The sequence below is a fragment of the Candidatus Pantoea symbiotica genome, from assembly GCF_056491525.1.
Genome location: NZ_JBSZHR010000002.1, coordinates 3,432,182 through 3,450,856, shown reverse-complemented (window position 1 = coordinate 3,450,856; position 18,675 = coordinate 3,432,182). Strand labels below are relative to the sequence as shown.

18 protein-coding genes are annotated in these 18,675 nt (G+C 51.8%); 14 read left to right on the top strand and 4 right to left on the bottom strand.

Annotation, left to right across the window (positions count from 1 at the left end; genetic code table 11):
• The first annotated feature begins 228 nt into the window (after positions 1-228).
• Together ACXIZX_RS16590 and ACXIZX_RS16585 are read left to right on the top strand one after the other, a co-directional pair.
• Positions 229-1,704 carry a SulP family inorganic anion transporter gene (locus tag ACXIZX_RS16590; RefSeq protein WP_479404597.1) on the top strand — a complete coding sequence of 492 codons (1,476 nt, stop codon included), beginning with the start codon at positions 229-231 and terminating at the stop codon, positions 1,702-1,704.
• A gap of 294 nt (positions 1,705-1,998) precedes the next feature.
• Entirely contained in the window at positions 1,999-3,423 is a 1,425-nt protein-coding gene (locus ACXIZX_RS16585; RefSeq protein WP_479404596.1) for a GGDEF domain-containing protein, read from the top strand.
• A 15-nt stretch (positions 3,424-3,438) separates the two neighbouring features.
• On the opposite strand, the gene ddlA is transcribed toward ACXIZX_RS16585, so the two are convergent.
• Positions 3,439-4,533, bottom strand: coding sequence for a D-alanine--D-alanine ligase (gene ddlA, locus ACXIZX_RS16580; protein WP_061720375.1), 1,095 nt, complete (start codon positions 4,531-4,533; stop codon positions 3,439-3,441).
• 267 nt (positions 4,534-4,800) lie between these two features.
• Between ddlA and ACXIZX_RS16575 the strand changes: the two genes are divergently transcribed.
• The 4 genes from ACXIZX_RS16575 (at position 4,801) to ACXIZX_RS16560 (ending at position 11,288) form a co-directional block, all read left to right on the top strand.
• Entirely contained in the window at positions 4,801-7,113 is a 2,313-nt protein-coding gene (locus tag ACXIZX_RS16575) for a type I secretion system permease/ATPase (protein ID WP_479404595.1), read from the top strand.
• A complete protein-coding gene (locus ACXIZX_RS16570) occupies positions 7,110-8,351 on the top strand; it encodes an HlyD family type I secretion periplasmic adaptor subunit (RefSeq protein WP_008103450.1) in 1,242 nt (413 codons plus the stop codon). Before ACXIZX_RS16575 ends, ACXIZX_RS16570 begins: the two co-directional genes overlap by 4 nt.
• Before the next feature lie 5 nt (positions 8,352-8,356).
• Positions 8,357-10,240 (top strand): TolC family protein, encoded by a 1,884-nt coding sequence (locus tag ACXIZX_RS16565; RefSeq protein WP_479404594.1) that lies wholly within the window; start codon positions 8,357-8,359, stop codon positions 10,238-10,240.
• 343 nt (positions 10,241-10,583) lie between these two features.
• The gene (locus ACXIZX_RS16560) at positions 10,584-11,288 is read left to right on the top strand and encodes an MgtC/SapB family protein (protein WP_061720373.1); all 705 of its coding nucleotides are present in this window, start codon (positions 10,584-10,586) and stop codon (positions 11,286-11,288) included.
• A gap of 239 nt (positions 11,289-11,527) precedes the next feature.
• Here ACXIZX_RS16560 and ACXIZX_RS16555 read toward each other — a convergent pair whose 3' ends face one another.
• Both ACXIZX_RS16555 and ACXIZX_RS16550 read right to left on the bottom strand, forming a co-directional pair.
• Entirely contained in the window at positions 11,528-12,559 is a 1,032-nt protein-coding gene (locus ACXIZX_RS16555; protein WP_222211294.1) for a phage integrase, read from the bottom strand.
• Position 12,560: 1 nt separating this feature from the next.
• A complete protein-coding gene (locus ACXIZX_RS16550; RefSeq protein ID WP_101762938.1) occupies positions 12,561-13,145 on the bottom strand; it encodes a phage repressor protein CI in 585 nt (194 codons plus the stop codon).
• Between the two features lie 114 nt (positions 13,146-13,259).
• Between ACXIZX_RS16550 and ACXIZX_RS16545 the strand changes: the two genes are divergently transcribed.
• From ACXIZX_RS16545 to ACXIZX_RS16510, 8 genes are all read left to right on the top strand, one after another.
• Positions 13,260-13,481 carry a regulator gene (locus ACXIZX_RS16545; protein WP_101762939.1) on the top strand — a complete coding sequence of 74 codons (222 nt, stop codon included), beginning with the start codon at positions 13,260-13,262 and terminating at the stop codon, positions 13,479-13,481.
• Between the two features lie 30 nt (positions 13,482-13,511).
• Positions 13,512-14,015 carry a phage regulatory CII family protein gene (locus ACXIZX_RS16540; RefSeq protein ID WP_479404593.1) on the top strand — a complete coding sequence of 168 codons (504 nt, stop codon included), beginning with the start codon at positions 13,512-13,514 and terminating at the stop codon, positions 14,013-14,015.
• A gap of 16 nt (positions 14,016-14,031) precedes the next feature.
• Positions 14,032-14,214 (top strand): phage filamentation protein Fil family protein, encoded by a 183-nt coding sequence (locus tag ACXIZX_RS16535; protein ID WP_101762941.1) that lies wholly within the window; start codon positions 14,032-14,034, stop codon positions 14,212-14,214.
• 67 nt (positions 14,215-14,281) lie between these two features.
• The gene (locus ACXIZX_RS16530) at positions 14,282-14,599 is read left to right on the top strand and encodes a hypothetical protein (protein ID WP_240632915.1); all 318 of its coding nucleotides are present in this window, start codon (positions 14,282-14,284) and stop codon (positions 14,597-14,599) included.
• 68 nt (positions 14,600-14,667) lie between these two features.
• On the top strand, positions 14,668-14,898 hold the full coding sequence (locus tag ACXIZX_RS16525) for a DUF2732 family protein (RefSeq protein WP_101762943.1): 231 nt from the start codon (positions 14,668-14,670) through the stop codon (positions 14,896-14,898).
• On the top strand, positions 14,898-15,125 hold the full coding sequence (locus tag ACXIZX_RS16520) for a TraR/DksA family transcriptional regulator (RefSeq protein ID WP_479404592.1): 228 nt from the start codon (positions 14,898-14,900) through the stop codon (positions 15,123-15,125). Before ACXIZX_RS16525 ends, ACXIZX_RS16520 begins: the two co-directional genes overlap by 1 nt.
• Complete coding sequence (locus ACXIZX_RS16515) at positions 15,122-15,964, top strand: DNA adenine methylase (RefSeq protein ID WP_479404591.1); 843 nt, start codon at positions 15,122-15,124, stop codon at positions 15,962-15,964. The genes ACXIZX_RS16520 and ACXIZX_RS16515 overlap by 4 nt, the downstream gene beginning before the upstream one ends.
• Positions 15,961-18,330 (top strand): replication endonuclease, encoded by a 2,370-nt coding sequence (locus ACXIZX_RS16510; protein ID WP_479404590.1) that lies wholly within the window; start codon positions 15,961-15,963, stop codon positions 18,328-18,330. Before ACXIZX_RS16515 ends, ACXIZX_RS16510 begins: the two co-directional genes overlap by 4 nt.
• Here ACXIZX_RS16510 and ACXIZX_RS16505 read toward each other — a convergent pair.
• Positions 18,327-18,617, bottom strand: coding sequence for a hypothetical protein (locus tag ACXIZX_RS16505; protein ID WP_479404589.1), 291 nt, complete (start codon positions 18,615-18,617; stop codon positions 18,327-18,329). The genes ACXIZX_RS16510 and ACXIZX_RS16505 overlap by 4 nt on opposite strands.
• Positions 18,618-18,675 lie beyond the last annotated feature (58 nt).

The window sequence follows — 18,675 nt, the reverse complement described above, 5'->3', positions numbered from 1 at the left end:
CTATGCTTAAGCGTCTATAAACAATTTCTGTGAGGAAGTTCTGCTTTCATCCTCAATTGTTCTCCATAGCAGCGTTTAATGACGTCGCTATTTTCCTGAAAGCGATATTTATAAACGTTGAGAGAAGATTATTGTGACGCCCCTGAAACCCTTATTAGCGATAAATCGCAGTCTGGCTTTGCAGCGCCGCGCGCGGTTCATTCAGCAATCTGCAGAGGAATCAACGCCATGAATTTAAGCACGCTTCGTCAGGATTTTCCGGCTGGTTTGGTGGTGTTTCTGGTCGCGCTGCCGCTCTGTCTTGGCATCGCGCAGGCGAGTGGATTGCCACCCTTTGCTGGTCTGCTAACCGGTGTGATTGGCGGTTTGCTGGTTACTGCGCTGAGCCCTTCGCGCTTTGCCGTCAGCGGCCCGGCGGCGGGATTGGTGACGATTGTGGTCGCATCGATCGCCACGCTAGGCAGTTTTTCCGCCTTTCTCACCGCGCTGATTCTGGCGGGTGTGTTGCAGTGCCTGTTTGGCTTACTGCGTGCCGGACGCTTTATCGCGCTGGTGCCGAGCAGCGTGATTAAAGGCATGCTGGCTGCGATCGGTATTCTGCTGATTATGCAGCAAATTCCGGTGGCATTCGGTGCAGCGGGAGATGTCGAATTGCTTTCGCTGATTAACGGAGAATTTCAATTCTCGCGCAGTGCGATGCTGGTCGCTGGTGTGGGATTAGTCATTCTCTGGCTGTGGACCACGCCGCTGATTAAATCGGTTAAAGCGCTGAGCTGGATGCCCGGCCCGCTGGTGGCGGTGCTGGTGGGCTGTGCTGCCACGGTGTTTGGCGATCGTCTGTTCCCGACGCTGTCCGAAGGTTTACCGCGCATTACGCTGCCTGCGTTTGATAGCATGTCGGCGCTGGTGGCTGAGCTGGAAACACCAGACTGGCAAGCGTGGCAGAACCCTGCGGTGTGGATGGTGGCGATAACGCTGGCGCTGGTCGCGAGCCTTGAAACCCTGCTCAGCCAGGAAGCGCTGAAGAAACTGCGTCCGCAAAATCCCGCTCCTTCTCCCAACAAAGAGATGTTTGCGCAGGGCATTGGTAACCTGACCGCCGGTTTCCTGGGCGCAATGCCGATTACCGCGGTGATCGTGCGCAGTTCGGTGAACGTGAGCGTTGGCGCGCAAACCAAGCTGTCGATTCTGATTCATGGTGTGCTGCTGTTAATCTGCGGCTTGTGGTTCAGTAATCTGCTTAACGCGATTCCTCTTGCCAGCCTCGCGGCGGTACTACTTTATACCGGCTATAAGCTAGCTACACCGCGCCTGTTCATTGAGCAGATACGTATGGGGCCGCAGCAATATGTGCCATTCCTTGCCACCATCGTCGGGATTATTGTGTTTGGCATGCTGGCCGGCATCGGAATTGGCATCGCCACCCAAATCCTCTACAGCATCTATAAAAGCCACCGCAACGCCTTGCAGCTCACGCGTCATGACGATCACTACGTTTTACGCCTCCAGCAGAATCTGACCTTTATGCACAATCCAAAACTGCAGGGATTGCTGGCGGAGATTCCGGAAAACAGCGTGGTCGTTGTGGATAACGATAATGCAGAGTATATGGATCCCGACGTTAAAGCGGTGCTAAAAGACTTTGGTGAAAACGCGCGTGAACGTGGCATTCGTCTGAGTCAGTGGCCTGTTGCGGTGAAATAGCAATAAGTCTGCGCTGGAATAGCGGTTTTAAAACGAAAAATCGGATATCTCGGATAGCCGATTTTTTTCTTTACAGGGCATAATTGCCGCAAGTTTTATCCTTTGTCTCTGGCGTTTCCACAATGCCATTTGGCCCGATGCTGCTGTTTATGGCAGGTTGAGCGCCGCCCAGCCGCAGAGTAGGATGACGAACACTTGCTTAATTACCGAATCATCGCACGGTTATTTCCGGTTTAATGCTTGCTGATGCCTATGGCTGATGGCGGCACTTTCCAGGTTACAGGGTTCAGACGTATGCGCGTTATGCTGTTTGAAGAGAATAATTTTAAAAAGAATGCTCTCACGCTGTTCTTCATTACGCTGTTTTTCTGCTTTATCGGCAGCCATTTACGCATCCCCGAAGAGTTCTCTCTGTTCTGGCCGGTGAATGCGCTGGTGGCGGGACTGATAGTGCGGAATCCGTTTTTGCACACCACCTCCAGTTATCTGGTGTGTTTCAGTGCGATGGTTTTTAACGACACGGTATTTTCCGGCTGGGCGCTACCGGCGTTTACCGTCAATTTTGCCAATATTCTGTTTATCCTCGTCGCGGTCAGCATGCTGATCAAACATCTGCAGCGTCCTTCCGCTAACAGTCAGGTATTCAATGCGATGCGCATATTTCCCGCCTGTTTTCTTGGCGCGGCGGCGTGTGCGACCTGGGGCGCATGGGCTCAGGATATTGATTTCAATGCGCGCTTTATCGTGGCGTGGGGCGATTGGTTTAGCGAACAATTCTCCACTTCGCTGATGTTGCTGCCGGTGATGCTGGCGCGCCCGCTGCGCACGGTCTCACCGCGCACCTTGCTGCATCCCGGCAAACTGCTGCCGCTGGCAGCGGTCATCTTGTCGCTGATCGTTGGAGCATTGATTGGCGGGGCAGGCAGCCTTACGTTCCCGGTTCCTGCGCTGATCTGGTGCGCTATCGTGTTGCCGATTCCGTTGACCAGTTTGGTGATCCTGATAACCGGTATCTCCGAGATTGTGCTGGTGTCGCACGGCGTCATGAACATTCAGGGTGACGATGCGCTGCTGCCGATTAGCCATCTCACCTCCGCACGCCTCGGCGTTGCTACCGTCGCGCTCAGCCCATTGCTGGTGGCGGTGAGCATGGATGCCATCCGCCAGCTGAATCATCGCCTTGCTCTGCGCGCTAATTTTGATTTCCTCACCCAATTGCTGTCCCGTTCCGGTCTGTATGAAAGTCTGAGAAATGAACCTTTTTCGTTACAGCGGGAAGCGGGCGTAGTGATGCTCGATGTCGACTATTTCAAGGCTATTAACGACAATTTCGGCCACGATGCCGGTGATTGCGTATTGGAAGAGATTGCGCGGCGCATTCAGCGCGTGGTCGGTAATCGTGGCATGGTATGTCGATTCGGTGGCGAAGAGTTTGTGATGGTGATGTTCGATTGTAGCCATAGCCAGCTCTATCAACTTGCTGAGACAGTGCGCCAGGCGATGGTTAAAGAGAAGTTCTGGATTCAGGGCAACACGGTAACGGTCACCGCCAGTTTAGGTCTGGCGCGCGGCAGTGCGCAGAGCGAACGTGAATGGCCTGGTGTAATTAATCGTTTAGTGTCAGCGGCGGATAAGAATCTCTATCTCTCCAAACGTAATGGCCGTAATCAAACCTCACCGGCGATGGAGCCGCGAAGCATGATGAATGACGTGGCCTGAGCCACGTCCGCTTTTTTACACGCTGCTTTTCAGTTGGCTGGTCTGCTGATGGCGCTGCTGTGCCAGCTCAATCAGACGGGTAATCAGATCGCTGTAGCTCAAGCCCGCTGCCTGCCATAACTTCGGATACATGCTGATGTTGGTGAAGCCGGGCAAGGTATTCACTTCATTGACAATGATCTCGCCGCTCTCCGTCAGGAACACGTCCACACGCGCCATACCAAAACACTCCAGCGCCTGAAACGCGGTAATCGCCACCTGACGAATTGCCTCGCTGGCTTCATCGCTGATCGCTGCTGGCACCACCACTTGCGCGCCGCTTTCGCTGATATATTTGGTGTCGTAGGAGTAGAAGGCATCATGGACTACCACTTCGCCACATGGGCTGGCTTCTGGTGCATCGTTGCCGAGCACCGCACACTCAATCTCGCGTCCCTTGATCCCTTGCTCGATTAAGACTTTGCGGTCAAACGTAAAGGCCAGATCCAGCGCAGCATCGAATGCCTCAGCGCTGTCCACTTTGCTCACGCCGACTGACGATCCCTGATTAGCCGGTTTGATAAACAGCGGCAGACCAAAGCGGGCAATCACGGCCTCAGCATTAATACTCGCGCGCTGTGCCTGCGTCACGCTCAGCCAGGGGGCGACGTTCAGCCCGGCATCACGCAGCAGGCGCTTGGTGAAATCTTTGTCCATGCTGACCGCAGAACCGAGCACGTCAGAGCCGACAAACGGCAGATTCGCCATGCGTAATAAGCCCTGTAGCGAACCATCTTCACCCAGCGTGCCGTGCACGATGGGGAAAATGACATCCAGCTGTGACAACGGCTGCGCCTGCTGACGGGTAATCAGCTGCTGGGACGAACTTCCCGGTACTAGCGCGACATTTTCACCTGAACGATTAAGGGCAATCAGCTTCGGATTCTCAGCGTTGAGCAAGAATCCTGATGCATCATTGAGATGCCATTCACCCTGTTTATCGATCCCCAGTAACACCACGTCATACTTGCTCTTATCGATGGCTTCGAGGATGTTTTTGGCTGATTGTAACGACACTTCATGCTCGGCTGATTTGCCGCCAAACACGATCCCTACGCGCTGTTTTACCATTGCTATTTGTCCGATTGCGATAAAGCGAGCCAGTAAGATAACACGCCCAGGACAGCCATCAACAGCCTTGCTTTTTCCTACGTAACGCCGCGCAAAACAGCCCCTCTCAGCGCCCTTAGTCACGAGTTTAAACAATTATTCATAACCGTTTGAGACAAGTCTTGGACGGCTGAAAACCTGCCTTCTGTCAGAATTTTCCCAATTCAAACAGGTGCAACGGTGGGCAATGTGCTCACCGTTTTTTGTCAGGTTTACAGGAGTCGGGAAATGGTCGACCAGAAGCAGGATGCTGTGGAGCAGGATGCGCGTTCTGTTGCTCGTATTGAAACCACGGTAGATGACACGTTATTAAAAAGCGTGGCTTGGATCTGCAAACACTACAAACGCGAGAAAAGTGAAGAAGCGCTGGTGGCAGGGTTGCCAAAAGCGACATTGCTCTCCCCATCACAAGCCATGACAGCGCTAGAGAATGCCGGTATCACAGGCGGCATGGTCGAGCGTCGTCTACAGGATCTTCCAGAACAGTTAATGCCGATGATTCTGCTGCGCAAAGAGGGCGGCGGTTGCATTGTTCTGTCACGGCGTATTCATACCAATGAGGAGAACCAACGCGAGTTGCGCTTCCAACTGGTGATGCCAGAAGTCAGCGCGGCCGCAGTCGAGATGAGCCAGGCAGAACTCAATGAGATCTACGCCGGCTTTGCTGTTATGACGAAGCCCACGGCGATCATTGATGAGCGCGCCAGTGAAATGCTGCCGGAAGTTAAGGGCCACTGGCTATTTAGCACATTGTGGCGTTATCGCCGTTATTACCGCAGTGCCGCAATCGCAGCGGTATTGATCAACGTCCTCGGTCTTTCCAGCATCTTCTTTACCATGAACGTTTATGACCGCGTGGTACCGAACCAGGCCTTCGTGACGCTGTGGTCGTTGGCGATTGGCGTCACCATTGCGATGATCTTCGAAGCCGTCACCCGTTTTGTACGTGCGCATCTGCTGGATATGGCCGGTAAAAAAGCCGATTTAGTGCTCGGCAGTATGCTGTTCCGCCAGGCGCTTTCCATCCAGATGGAGCATAAACCGGCTTCCTCCGGTACCTTCGCCAACCAGATTCGTGAGTATGAATCGGTGCGTGACTTCGTGGCGTCCGCCACGCTGGCGGCGATTTCCGATCTGCCCTTCATTCTGATGTTTGTCGGCGTGATCTTCTTTATCAGCGGTCCGCTGGCGATCATTCCACTCATGATGATCCCGCTGATCATCATCGTCAGTGCGGCGATCCAGTGGCCACTGGCACGTATCATGAAAGAGAATTTGCGTGACGCTTCACTGAAACAAGGCGTGCTGATCGAGTCGGTTGAAGGAATGGAAACGCTGAAAGCAGTTGGCGGCGAAGCGCACATGCAGCGCCGCTGGGAAAACTTCAGCGCACTGCAATCGGCTAACTCAATGAAATCCAAACGTTACTCAACGCTGGCAACCGGCGTGGTGACGTTCCTGCAGCAGTTCCAAACGGTGATGTTGGTGGTTGCCGGTGTTTATCTGATCAACGAAGGCACCTTTACCATGGGTGCGATGATCGCCACCGTGATGTTAGCCAGCCGCGCCACCGGCCCACTCGATCAGGTTATTGGTCTGGCGGTACGTTATCAGCAGGCAAAAGCAGCATTAACCTCACTTAACAAGCTGATGGAGATGCCTGTCGATCGTGATAGCAGCAAAACCTATCTCACCGATCCTCCGCTGAGTGGCGAGATCACGCTGACCAACGTCAACTTCTCCTATCCAGCACCACCAATGAAGCCGAACCCGGAGATTCTCAAAGATATCTCGTTGAGCATCAAAGCTGGAGAACGCATAGCGATTCTCGGCCGCATCGGTAGCGGTAAATCCACCTTATTACGTGTGATGGCGCGTCTCTACCAGCCGGTGAAGGGCCAGCTTTCAGCCGATGGTCTGGATGTAAACCAGATTGATCCTGCGGACTGGCGCAAGGCTGTTGGCTTTGTCGGGCAGGATGCGCGCCTGTTCTACGGCACGCTGCGCGAGAACGTCATGATTGGGCGTCCAGACGCTACCGCTAATGAGCTGCTGCGCGTGCTGAATCTCACCGGTTTGGATCATGTCGCCGCACGTCATCCAAGCGGGATCAATTTAACGGTCGGCGAGGGCGGTGAAGGCTTGTCCGGCGGTCAGCGCCAGTTGGTTTCTCTGGCGAGAACACTGTTAACGCGTCCCAAAGTACTGCTGATGGATGAGCCAACCAGCGCCATGGATAGCATGACGGAAAATCAGTTCCTCGCGCACTTACGTCGTGCCAGTGAAGGACATACGTTAATTGTCGTGACGCATCGCCCATCCATTCTGGCGCTGGTTGATCGCATCATCGTAGTGGAAGAAGGAAAAGTGGTCGCGGACGGTCCTAAAGAGCAGGTTCTGGCGGCGCTGGAAGGAAAAAATAAAGCGCGCCAACAACCGCGTCAGGCGGTTGAACCGGCGGTACGTGAGCCAGCTCCCGCTAACGATGCTTCGGCGGTGCCAATGCCAGCGGAAGCAGCAGCAGAGGAGGCTGCAGTATGAGCAAGTTAATGCCATGGCGTAAGAGCGCGAAAGGGATGTCCGCCGCTGATGCCGAATTTATGAATGACGTGCAGGCTTCTCTGTTGTCACAAACCACGCCCGGTTCCAAGCTGGTGATGTGGATCATCATTGCAGTGTTAGGCGTGGGCATTACGTGGGCCAACTACGCGCGGGTGGAAGAGATCACCAAAGGCGATGGCAAGGTCATTTCACGCAGTCGTGAACAGGTCATTCAAAGCCTGGAGGGCGGCATTCTGGCGGAAATGAATGTGCGTGAAGGTACGGTGGTGGATCGCGGTGATGTGCTGCTGAAAATTGACCCGACGCGCGCGCAATCCAGCTATCGCGAAGTCCTGAGCAAAGTGGTGGGTCTGAAGGGGAGTATTGCGCGCCTTCGTGCTGAAGCCTATTCACTACCACTGGCGTTTGATGAGCAGGTGAAGAGCGATCCAGCTGTGGTGGCGCAGGAAACCAAAGCCTATGAATCGCGTAAACGTGCGTTAAGTGACAGCATTAACTCATTGCAACGTAGTTACGCACTTTCGATGCGTGAGATTCATCTGGCTGAGCCATTAGCGGCCAAAGGTCTGTTGTCGGAAGTCGAACTACTGCGCATGCAGCGTCAGGCAAATGACATCCAGGCGCAAATCGTCGAACGCCGTAACCGCTATCAATCTGATGCTCACACCGAGCTGGGCCGCCTGGAATTAGAACTAAGCCAGGTGAGCGAGAACCTTATTGGTCGTGCCGATATCGTTGATCGCACCACGATTGTGGCGCCGGTGCGCGGTACGGTGAAGAACGTGCGCGTGAATACCATTGGCGGGGTTATTCAGCCTGGTGAGCACATCCTCGAAATCGTTCCTCTGGAAGAGCAGTTGCTGGTGGAAGGGAAAATCCGTCCGTCGGATGTCGCCTTCCTGCGTCCTGGTTTGCCTGCGAAGGTGAAAATCACTGCCTATGACTTTGCTATTTACGGCGGACTTGATGGGCACGTGGAGTACATCAGTCCGGACACGTTGAAAGACGATCAAAAAGCGGCCAGTGGACGCCCGGATGATACCTACTATCGCGTACTCATCCTGACGGATAAGAGCACGCTGCACGCGGGTAACAAAGATCTGCCAATCATTCCCGGCATGATCGCCACCGTCGAGGTGCGCACGGGTGAGAAAACCATTCTCGATTACCTGCTGAAGCCGGTCCTGAAAGCCAAAGAAGCATTCCGCGAGCGTTAATAATCATGAAAAATAATAACAAGATGCGCCATGCACAGGCGCGTCATTTCTCTCTGCTTGCCGTTTGTGTTGCGGTGGTGATGGCACCTGCTGTCAACGTAATGGCTGATTCCACCAGTGAGTTGATGATGTTTGCGGAAATGAGTGGTCAACGTCCAGTGGCTCCGGCTCCAGCGCCGGTGCGAACTCAGCCTTTGCCGGTTCCTGTGGCACCAGCGTCTGCTCCACCGGCACCTGCTGTAAACGTTGCGCGACCAGTTATCACTACGCCAGCGCAGCAGCCGATCTTCGCTGAAAGGCAGATACCTGCGGCCGCTATTACTCAGCCGGTTCAGCCGTCAGCTGCGCCAATCGCACCGGCTGCGATAGCTGAAGCTCCGCAACAGCTTAAGGCCGTCGAACGTGCGGCAACGATCAGCGCCAACCCGAGCCAGCCGGCTGAAATTCAGGGTGGCGGTTTCCTGACTGAGGAACAGCGTCGTCCCGAGCCAAAGCCGTTCAATCCGCTGCAACCGGCGCGGAACGTGAGTCAGCCGCAACCTGCGCAAACCTCAACTTATGCTCCAGTGGAAAGCCCACAGGCAAATATCAATTTTGTAAGCACGCCTTCAGCCGATGCTGCAGTGACTTCCCCGGTGACGCTGAGCGGTGGGGCTAATGAAACGGTTGCCGAGAGTGAAATTCGTCAAAAGTTTCTCTCAGCGGCGCGCATTACCTGGCGTATTAGCCCCTCGCTGAAGTCCTACATCGCTCAGGGTGATGCGGCTGAAGCCAGCGTAGATGAAGCAAAAGGCCAGCGCTGGCCGCAGGTTGATGTCAGCGCCGCGTCCGCCACCAAAGAGTTTGGTAGTGGCACGAAGAATTATGAATACCAGGGGAATACGCCATCATTAGGTGTTTCAGTGGCGACCAACCTTATCGACTTTGGCCAAACCAGTCGCACCATTGAAAGTCGTGAAGAGCGTGTGACTTCTGCGCTGCAATCAGTGCAGGCACAGCGTGAAGATTTGGCGATGCAGGTAAGTAATGCATTGATTGAGTGGAATAAACAGCAGCATGTCATTGCCATCAGCAAACAATATCTGGGGCGTATGGCAGAACTGACTAAAATGCTCAGCGGCATTGTTCAGTCAGATACCGGACGTCGCAGTGAACTGACGCAGGCAAAAGGGCGCTTGCTGCAAGCGCAAAGCTATCTGGAAAACGCCGAATCGCGCGCACGTGATGTAGAAATCACCCTGAATCGCCTGATGGGCAACAGCCGCGTGACTTTACCAGCCAGCGATAAGTGGGCACTTTCCTTTGGCGATTTAAATCGCCAACTGACTAGCCTTGACGTGCATCCATTGATCTTGCGCGCCAGCGCCGAAGAGCGAGCGGCCTTCAAAGAGGCGGAGGCGATCAAAGCTTCTGGTCTGCCAAAGCTCAACTGGACAGTTAGCAAAAACACCCGTGAAGATCAGCTCGGGCGCCAGCAGGCATGGCAAACCGGCCTCAACGTGAGCTGGGGCTTATTCCGCGGCGGTTCAACCAATGCACAGGAAATTGCGGCGATTAAGCGTGCCGAAGCGAGCCGTCAGCAGGTGCAGGAGCAGCGCCGCGATCTGGAAAACCGTGTACGCGCTGCCAGCCAGAATGCACACTCAACAGCGGAACGCGCCGTGCTGTACAAAAACCTGATTGTGGAATCCGACCGTATTCGCAAGGACTTCTTTGATCAGTGGTATCACTTAGGCCGCCGTTCATTGCTGGACGTATTGAGCGCAGAAAGCGATCTGTACAACAACCAGGTCAGTGAAGTCAGCAACCGTTTTGATAGCTATGCCGCCATTATCAGCGGATATGCTAACTCCGGCACGCTAAGTCGTTGGTTAACGACCGGACGGTAAACTGGCACATAAACCCGCTTCGGCGGGTTTCTTGTCCTTAACCCAACGTAAACGAACGCGCTTTTTGAGTTGGCAACGCGGCGCAAACCACTTTAGAATCGCGGCGAATTTTTACCCAAGAGGAGAGCGGCATTGGACACTTGTCCCACACGATTACAGCAGGACCTCGCGGTAAGATAGCTTTCACGCTGTCTTAACTGCGCGTTAAGACGGTGGATTTCCTTCCAGAATCACCCCTTTTCATAAGCACAATGCAGCTGATTCCCAGCGGTATTCGCACTGTCTGTAATCCATTTTTTAACCTGTTGTTCCGCAAATAAAGAGCTGCGGAGTGAGGTCTATCATGGATTGGAAAATCTTTTTACTGCGCGTCACAGTCGCGCTGGTTTTGGGGGCTCTGATTGGTAGTGAGCGCCAGTTACGTCAACGCATGACCGGATTGCGCACCAATGCGCTGGTCAGCACCGGCGCTTGTCTCTTCGTTCTGATGACACAAAGCGTGCCGGGTATCGCCACCGATGCGTCGCGCGTTGCAGCCTATGTGGTATCCGGTATCGGTTTTCTCGGCGGAGGCGTGATCATGCGTGATGGCTTAAACATCCGCGGATTAAATACCGCCGCCACCTTGTGGTGCACCGCCGCCATTGGCGTGCTGTGCAGCATGGGATTGCTGCTGGAGGCAACAATCGGCTGTATGGTCATTCTGTGCGCGAACATTCTGCTGCGTGAACTGGCTTTGGGGATCAACCGTCAAACCATCGTCTCAGCCGCCGAAGCGATACAACACTACAAAGTACAAATCATCTGCCTCGCGCAGGATGAAGTTCAGGTTCGCAGCTTGATGCTGCACACGCTCGGCGGCAGCGGCTTACGCCTGCAATCACTGCACAGTGAAGACATGGATCCGCCGCATCGCATGGAAGTGAATGCCGAGGTGATTTGCAATCCATCATTAACCGATCAGCTTGAAAGCCTGGTGAGCCGTATTAGCCTGGAGAAAGGGGTGAGTTCGGTAAGATGGCAGGTGAGTGAGTTGGAGCGTGATTAGTCTTTTGGCAAACGTGACGCCATTTAATCGCCACTTTGAATGAAGAAGAAAAAAGCCATCTTGAGAGAGGTGGCTTAATTATATGAATTTATTCGCTAAATTTGGTGGCCCCTGCTGGGTTTGAACCAGCGACCAAGCGATTATGAGAACCATAACAGCCAACCGATAATCAATGACTTAGATAATAATCAATAGGTTATAAAATCAATATCGGGCAATATAGGTCAATAATCCTAACTTCATGCGACACTTTTGCGACACTTTAATGGGTTTAAGTTGATCGCCTCTTCCAAGTGGTTTGGAGCGAAGTGAGCGTAGCGCATTGTCATTTTTATGTCGGTGTGTCCGAGGATTTTCTGCAGCACGAGAATATTGCCGCCATTCATCATAAAATGGCTGGCGAAGGTATGGCGTAAAACATGCGTCAGTTGTCCAGGTGGTAATTCAATTTCAGCGCGCTCCAGAGCATTTCGGAAGGCGTAGTAACAAGGTGTGAAAATTGCGCCTGTTTTCTTTGGTAACTGTTCAAGCAGGGCTGAGTCAACGGGTATGGTTCTGTTACGTTTACCTTTGGTTTTAATGAAGGTAATTTTACCCGGCGTGATCTGCGAGCGTTTCAGAGTCTCAGCCTCACCCCAGCGCGCACCGGTGGATAAACACACTTTCACAATCGCTTCTAAATCTTTAGCGCTGCTGTTTCGACATTCTTCCAATAGTCGATCTATCTGCTCATCAGTCAGATAAGACATCTCACTTTCATCAATGCGAAATTGGCGCACGTTTTCGAGTGGGTTGGGTGGAGACCATTCACCCAGCCTTTTAAGCTCATTAAAAACGGCCAGAAAGTAGGCGTGTTCAAGATTCATGGTACGAGGAGATACTTGAGCAATACGCTTGGTACGAGCAAACTCCCCTTTAAGGCGCTTTGCTCTGTAAGCAGTAAATAGTGGCGCACTGAATTCTGTAGCTAAAGGAGAGCCCATACACTCGGCAGCCCATAGCATAGTGCTTTTGCGCTTTTCACCATCAGACAATGTGATGCCGTGTCGGTCAAACCACAAATGAACCAAATCAGCTAAGCGGCGGCGATCTTTTCCATCACCGAGCCAAGGTGAGTCCTCTATCGTTTGAAGAGTGTAATTTTCAAATGCCAAAGCTTCGCCTTTGGTGGCGAATTTTTTTCGGACTCGCTTTCCTTCCTTTCCATCACTCCGGTTAACAGAGTAGAAGTCAGCGACCCATTGGCCTGTGGGGAGTTTTCGTACCGTCATATCAACTTATTGTCAGAACGACTTTACCAATTGCTTTGATGTCATCAATTCCGCATTCAAAGCTTGTTTCACCAGAGCCTACGCGTAATTTTCTAATAGGGATTCGCGTAAGGGAGCGAAAACCGACTTTTCCTTCGATTTCCACTAACCAGTGCCCATCCTGAATCTCATCCAATCTACGCGCGACTATGTAGTTCACGTCTTTATCTTTAACACTAACCAAATTTTGGTCGCTAGCCACATCATCATTAAGCAAAGAAAAATCAAAAATTAGACTGCCTGCATCCTCAAGTCGGCCATCAATTAGCTTTAGTCTATCTATGCTACTGCCCACTGGTGCGCTTTTTCCAAAGCTCTCACCTTTTCCTGAAATTAACCAATCAATGTTGGCACCGGTTTCTATCGAACACTGTAGAACGATATCAGCTGGAAAAACCTCACGTTTATAGCGCGAAGACAGGCTGCTGGAAGCTATGCCAAGGTGTTCTGCGAGTTCAACTTTTAAGTTGAATCCGTAGGCTTCGACAACTCTGTCGAGGGCTTCAGCGCTTGAAGACGGGAAAGAAAAATTTAGATGTGAACTCATGTAGCTTGACTCTCCATTTATGGAGGTATAGTCTCCATCTCGTTAGCTTAAGTGAACATATTGACCTACATTGACCGATATTGACCTATCGGTAAACCTAATGGAGTTTGCATCATGCGACCTAGCATTACAATCGTCATCCCTGAGCCTTATCTCCCGCTAGATGAATACTGCCGACGCACTGGCACAAAGTACGAAACAGCTAAAAACCTGATTGAATACGGAAAGTTGCCCATTAAACCTAAGGGAACTCAGAAAAAAGCCTTAATCGAAATCAACATGGCCGCACTAACAATCCAAGCGCTGAGCGAATGTGATATTTCGCTTAATGCGTAATAAATCTTAGATATTAGACAAGGACTAATCATGTTTGATTTTAAGGTTTCCACCCACAGCCACTTTGACGAAGCCTGCCGCAAGTTCGCTCTTACGCACAACATGACAGAGCTGGCTCAGCAAGCCGATATGAAAGTTCAGGCTTTACGTAATAAGTTGAATCCCGATCAAGTGCATCAACTTACTGTGGCCGAAATGCTTCTGCTGACTGATCTGACAGAAGACGCGACGTTAATAGATGGAGCGTTAGCACAACTGCAATGTCTTCCATGTGTGCCGGTGAATGAACTAGCAGGCGAGAAGTATTCAGCATACGTGCTGAAAGCAACTGCCGAGGTTGGCAGGTTGGCAGCTAAAGCGGCAAGCGCTGAGAAAATCACAGCCACCTGCCGCCGTGGTGTTGTCGAAGCGGCCAATACTGGCATTCGCTGCCTGATGCTGGCCGCAATTGCAGTCCAGAGCCGCATTCATTCAAACCCCACTTTGGCGTCTACCGTTGATGCGATCAGCGGCCTAAGCGCTTCAGTTGGTTAGAACTGAGAGGCGCGCGATGATTTCATTTGCAGCCCACCTCAAGCGCCAAAGCCCGTCTATGTCATATGGCAACGGCTGGATTATGGGCGAGAACGGCAAGCGCTGGCATCCATGTGCTGACCAGAAATCTCTGCTACGTGATCTAACATCAAAACGCGCCGGATTGTTAATCCGCTTGCGTAAACTTATCGGTGGTTAATATGCCGCGAGTTTTATGGGAAGTACCGAAACAACACGAAGCCGCCAGTTTTTCCAAAATTCATTTGATGGGTGCACGTGTTGATAAGCTTCAGCCAATGACGTTTGATGAATTTCGCAAAAAGTGGCGTCAGATGCGTGATAACAACGCAAACCCGGCACTGCGTTATTTCAACAACCAGAATGATGAATTTAAGTTCTGCGTAATGACCTTGGCTAATCGTGATAATCCCAAGACATTCAAACCGGAGGAAATCGGAAAGCCTTTTGAATATTTCGATGAACGCCGCCGCGAGTTAATAATCATCGCAATGAATAAAGTTGCGCGTTGGGGCAGAATTTTGCCTGGCCGCTTTTCAACTGCTGACTGTTTTTTACCTGAGTAAATAAGACTCAAAAATTAATGGCGTAAACCCGCCGGGCATTCTTTTGCCCAAATTCTGGAGATTTAAATATGCGAAATATCGAAACACGGAAATTCGACGCAAATGTCGAGCAGCTTTCCACAATCATCACATCCGCCCGCGCAGAAGAACGTGCCGAGCGGGGCATGCAGGTAGCTCGACGTTTAACTGATCTTGCTATGCGCATTCAGCAAAAAGGCTTGAGCGGTGTTGAAGCTGCAGAGCTTCTGCGTCAGGAAGCTGAGCGTTATGAGAGCGAAGCGCGGGAGGCGTTGCACTAATGGCGGATTCAATGGACTTGGTGCAGCAGCGCGTTGAAGAAGAACTGGCGCGCAATCTGGCAAACGCTAAACAGCACCCTACCGGCGCAAGCGAATTTTTCTGCCAGTCATGTGATGCCGTAATTCCTGAAGCCCGACGCCGTGCGCTGCCGGGCGTTTCTGTTTGCGTGACATGCAAGGAAGTCAGCGAGCTTAAAAGCGCTCATTACAAAGGGGCTGCCTTATGAATACCATTTTGAAATGGCCGGGAAGTAAAGTCCGTGTAATGACTGAGCTGTCGGCAAATCTTCCTGCTGGTAATCGCCTTGTTGAGCCGTTCGCAGGTTCATGCGCGGTTATGATGAATACCGATTACCCCGAATATCTGGTCGCTGATATTAATCCCGACCTCATCAATATGTACCGCCAGATTAAAGAACACACGCGTCCGTTTATCGTGGTGGCGATGGCTTTATTCAGCCAAAACACGACTGAAGAAAGCTATTACCGTGCGCGCAAAGAATTTAATGAAAATGCATCAATGCCCCTGCTGGAGCGTGCGGCACATTTTCTGTACCTGAACCGCCACGGTTATCGCGGAGTTTGCCGCTACAACCTCAAGGGCGAATTTAATATTCCTTTCGGACATTACGCGAAACCCTATTACCCGCTTTATGAAATTGAAATGTTTGCTGAGAAGGCGCAGCGCGCGACGTTCATTTGCGCTGGCTATCAGGAAACGCTTGGCATGGTAAAGGCTGATGATGTCGTTTATTGCGATCCGCCATATCACGGCACGTTCACCGAATATCACACAGGTGGATTTAATGAGGACGACCAGCACTCTCTGGCCTGTTATCTGCTGGGCATTTCCGAGCATAACCCGGTAATCCTGTCCAATAGCGACACGCTTTTCACCCGCAGTATTTATCGCGCTTTCGACATTACCAAAATCACTGTGGCTCGCTCGGTTGGCGTTAAAGCCGGTGAAGGCAAGCGCGCAGCGGAAATTATCGCTTCACGCAAACCAAAAAGCGGCATGATTTGGAGCGGTATCGATATGGCGGCTGGCGAGACGGTTGCATGATTGGATCTTATGCTTACCCGTGGAACGCACCAAAAAAAGCAATCAATCCACAAACAGATCCGGCGGAAGTAGCGCCGGTTTCTGCGCTTTCAAACCTGATCAGTCTTTATGCTGCGGACAACCAGCAGGAGCAGTTGCGCCGCGAAGCTTTGAGTGATGAGGTTTGGAATCGCTATTTTTACAATGACGCACGTGATCCTATTCAGCGTGAAATGGAGCAGGACAGGCTCATAAGCCGCGCCAAAATGGCCCGTGAGCAGCAGAGGTTTAACCCTGACCTAATCATCGTTGCGAACGTCAGTGCTGAGCCGGCCCACATCAGCAAGCCGCTGATGGAAAAAATTAAGTTCTTCCACGGACTAGGCAAACCGCAGGCATATTCCCGTTATCTGCAAGAAACAATCCGTCCCTGCCTCAAGCGGCTGGACCGAGTGCGCGATAGCCAGGTATCTGCTTCTTTCCGTTTCATGGCGAGCCATAACGGGCTTGAGGGACTGATAACCCTGCCTGAAATGAATCAGAATGAGGTAAAAAGGTTATCAACGTTGGTTGGCGCGCACATGAGCATGTGCCTTGATGCCGCAAGTACCAATCTGTTTGTTTCTGATGATGTAAAACCAGAGCAGGTGCGGCAGGTATGGGAAGCAGTTGCCGCTGAAGCAATGCGCCTTGATGTTATCCCTCCCGCATTTGAGCACCTGCGCAGAAAGAAACGCCGCCGCAAACCAGTTAATTACGATCTGATCCCGCCTTCTTTGGCTCGCATGCTGTGTGCTGATTGGTGGTATCGCAAGCTTTGGCAAATGCGATGCGAATGGCGAGAGGAACAGCTACGCGCCGCCTGTCTGGTAAATAAAAAATCATCGCCGTACGTCAGTTATGAGGCAGTGATCCATAAGCGCGAGCAGCGTCGCAAATCACTGGAGTTTTTCCGTTCTCATGAGCTGGTAAATGCGGATGGTGACACGCTCGACATGGAAGATGTGGTGAACGCCAGCAACAGCAATCCGGCGCATCGACGCAATGAAATGATGGCCTGCGTTAAAGGGCTGGAGCTTATTGCTGAAATGCGTGGCGACTGTTCGGTGTTCTACACAATTACTTGCCCGTCACGCTTCCACGCCACGCTGAACAACGGCAGACCAAACCCCAAGTGGACCAGTGAATCAGTTCGCCAGAGCAGTGACTATCTGGTCGAAACTTTTGCAGCTTTCCGTAAAGCCATGCACAAAAAAGGAATGCGCTGGTATGGCGTCCGCGTTGCGGAGCCTCATCACGATGGCACTGTCCACTGGCATCTGTTGTGCTTTATGCGCAAAAAAGACCGCCGCTCTATCACCGAGTTGCTGCGTAAATTCGCTATTCGCGAAGATCGCGAGGAGCTGGGAAGTAATACCGGCCCGCGCTTCAAGTCAGAGCTAATCGATTCACGTAAGGGGACGCCGACAAGCTATATCGCCAAATACGTCAGTAAAAACATTGATGGGCGCGGGTTAGGCGACGAAATCAGCAAAGAAACTGGCAAATCACTGCGCGATAACGCAGAGCACGTCAGCGCATGGGCATCACTGCACCGTGTTCAGCAGTTCCGTTTCTTTGGTATTCCGGGGCGTCAGGCTTATAGGGAGTTGCGTTTACTCGCCAGCCAGGCACTTCGAATGCAGAGCGATAAAAAAGCCGGTGCGCAGGTGCTGGAAAATGCACAACTTGATGCGGTACTTGCCGCTGCTGATGCTGGTTGTTTCGCTACCTACATCATGAAGCAGGGCGGTGTATTGGTGCCACGCAAGCACCACATCGCCAGAACGGCGTATGAGCTTAACGACGAGCCGAGCGCATACGGCGATCATGGCACGCGTATTTATGGCATCTGGTCCCCTTTAGTTGAGGGTCGGATTTGCACGCATGCAACAAAATGGAAAATGGTTCGTAAAGCCGTTGACGTTCAGGAGGCGACAGCCGACCAGGGCGCTTGCGCCCCTTGGACTCGTGGCAATAACTGTCCCCATGATGAAAAAATGAACATATCAGAGAGTGATTTTGTTTTTCCTGAGCCTTCTGAACAGGGCGAAGCGGCGCAGATTGTGCCAGTGGACTTCGACAATATGAGTAGAAAAGAACGACGGGAATTGCTGGCGCGACTCAGAATGGTAAAGCCACCGAAAAGACAGAGCTGCCATAAGGAAATTGATGCTCTTCAGAAGGCGCAGCTTGTTGCAGAGTTACAGCTGAGAGGTTTTCAAGGTGACACCGCAGAAATCAATATGCTTCTGTCAGGCGGAAGCCTGAACTCAGGCGCCGGAATGCGAATTTATTTCCAAAATGAACGCCTGCAGGAAGATGATAAATGGAAGAGGTGGATTTAATTATTGGGTGAACCTGCTCGTGAAATCCCTGCCAGAGCACCGCCACGGATGCGGGTAACTTCATATTTAAGCTCAATAGCTTTTTGCTGGCATACAGCTAGCGCCTTTGCCCATTTTTCTGTCGGAACGGATTGGGTCATATCTTCAGAAACTACAACCATATGTAGACACTGGCCTGTTCCAAGATCGCCTGCTAACAGTAATACGGCCTTAGTACCAGCCATTAAATCAATACACGCTTTTCTCATAACTCGTTGGTCTTCATGATTATTAATTCCTCGCATCATGCGAGGTTAGTGCCATTTTGACGTAAAAAATCATTTCACAATTATTCAAAATAACTAT

Excerpts from the sequence above, each read along its gene's own strand:
- ACXIZX_RS16590 (WP_479404597.1), top strand. The coding sequence starts at position 229 with ATGAATTTAAGCACGCTTCGTCAGGATTTTCCGGCTGGTTTGGTGGTG.
- ACXIZX_RS16585 (WP_479404596.1), top strand. The coding sequence starts at position 1,999 with ATGCGCGTTATGCTGTTTGAAGAGAATAATTTTAAAAAGAATGCTCTC.
- ddlA (WP_061720375.1), bottom strand. The coding sequence starts at position 4,533 with ATGGTAAAACAGCGCGTAGGGATCGTGTTTGGCGGCAAATCAGCCGAG.
- ACXIZX_RS16575 (WP_479404595.1), top strand. The coding sequence starts at position 4,801 with ATGGTCGACCAGAAGCAGGATGCTGTGGAGCAGGATGCGCGTTCTGTT.
- ACXIZX_RS16570 (WP_008103450.1), top strand. The coding sequence starts at position 7,110 with ATGAGCAAGTTAATGCCATGGCGTAAGAGCGCGAAAGGGATGTCCGCC.
- ACXIZX_RS16565 (WP_479404594.1), top strand. The coding sequence starts at position 8,357 with ATGAAAAATAATAACAAGATGCGCCATGCACAGGCGCGTCATTTCTCT.
- ACXIZX_RS16560 (WP_061720373.1), top strand. The coding sequence starts at position 10,584 with ATGGATTGGAAAATCTTTTTACTGCGCGTCACAGTCGCGCTGGTTTTG.
- ACXIZX_RS16555 (WP_222211294.1), bottom strand. The coding sequence starts at position 12,559 with ATGACGGTACGAAAACTCCCCACAGGCCAATGGGTCGCTGACTTCTAC.
- ACXIZX_RS16550 (WP_101762938.1), bottom strand. The coding sequence starts at position 13,145 with ATGAGTTCACATCTAAATTTTTCTTTCCCGTCTTCAAGCGCTGAAGCC.
- ACXIZX_RS16545 (WP_101762939.1), top strand. The coding sequence starts at position 13,260 with ATGCGACCTAGCATTACAATCGTCATCCCTGAGCCTTATCTCCCGCTA.
- ACXIZX_RS16540 (WP_479404593.1), top strand. The coding sequence starts at position 13,512 with ATGTTTGATTTTAAGGTTTCCACCCACAGCCACTTTGACGAAGCCTGC.
- ACXIZX_RS16535 (WP_101762941.1), top strand. The coding sequence starts at position 14,032 with ATGATTTCATTTGCAGCCCACCTCAAGCGCCAAAGCCCGTCTATGTCA.
- ACXIZX_RS16530 (WP_240632915.1), top strand. The coding sequence starts at position 14,282 with ATGGGTGCACGTGTTGATAAGCTTCAGCCAATGACGTTTGATGAATTT.
- ACXIZX_RS16525 (WP_101762943.1), top strand. The coding sequence starts at position 14,668 with ATGCGAAATATCGAAACACGGAAATTCGACGCAAATGTCGAGCAGCTT.
- ACXIZX_RS16520 (WP_479404592.1), top strand. The coding sequence starts at position 14,898 with ATGGCGGATTCAATGGACTTGGTGCAGCAGCGCGTTGAAGAAGAACTG.
- ACXIZX_RS16515 (WP_479404591.1), top strand. The coding sequence starts at position 15,122 with ATGAATACCATTTTGAAATGGCCGGGAAGTAAAGTCCGTGTAATGACT.
- ACXIZX_RS16510 (WP_479404590.1), top strand. The coding sequence starts at position 15,961 with ATGATTGGATCTTATGCTTACCCGTGGAACGCACCAAAAAAAGCAATC.
- ACXIZX_RS16505 (WP_479404589.1), bottom strand. The coding sequence starts at position 18,617 with ATGATGCGAGGAATTAATAATCATGAAGACCAACGAGTTATGAGAAAA.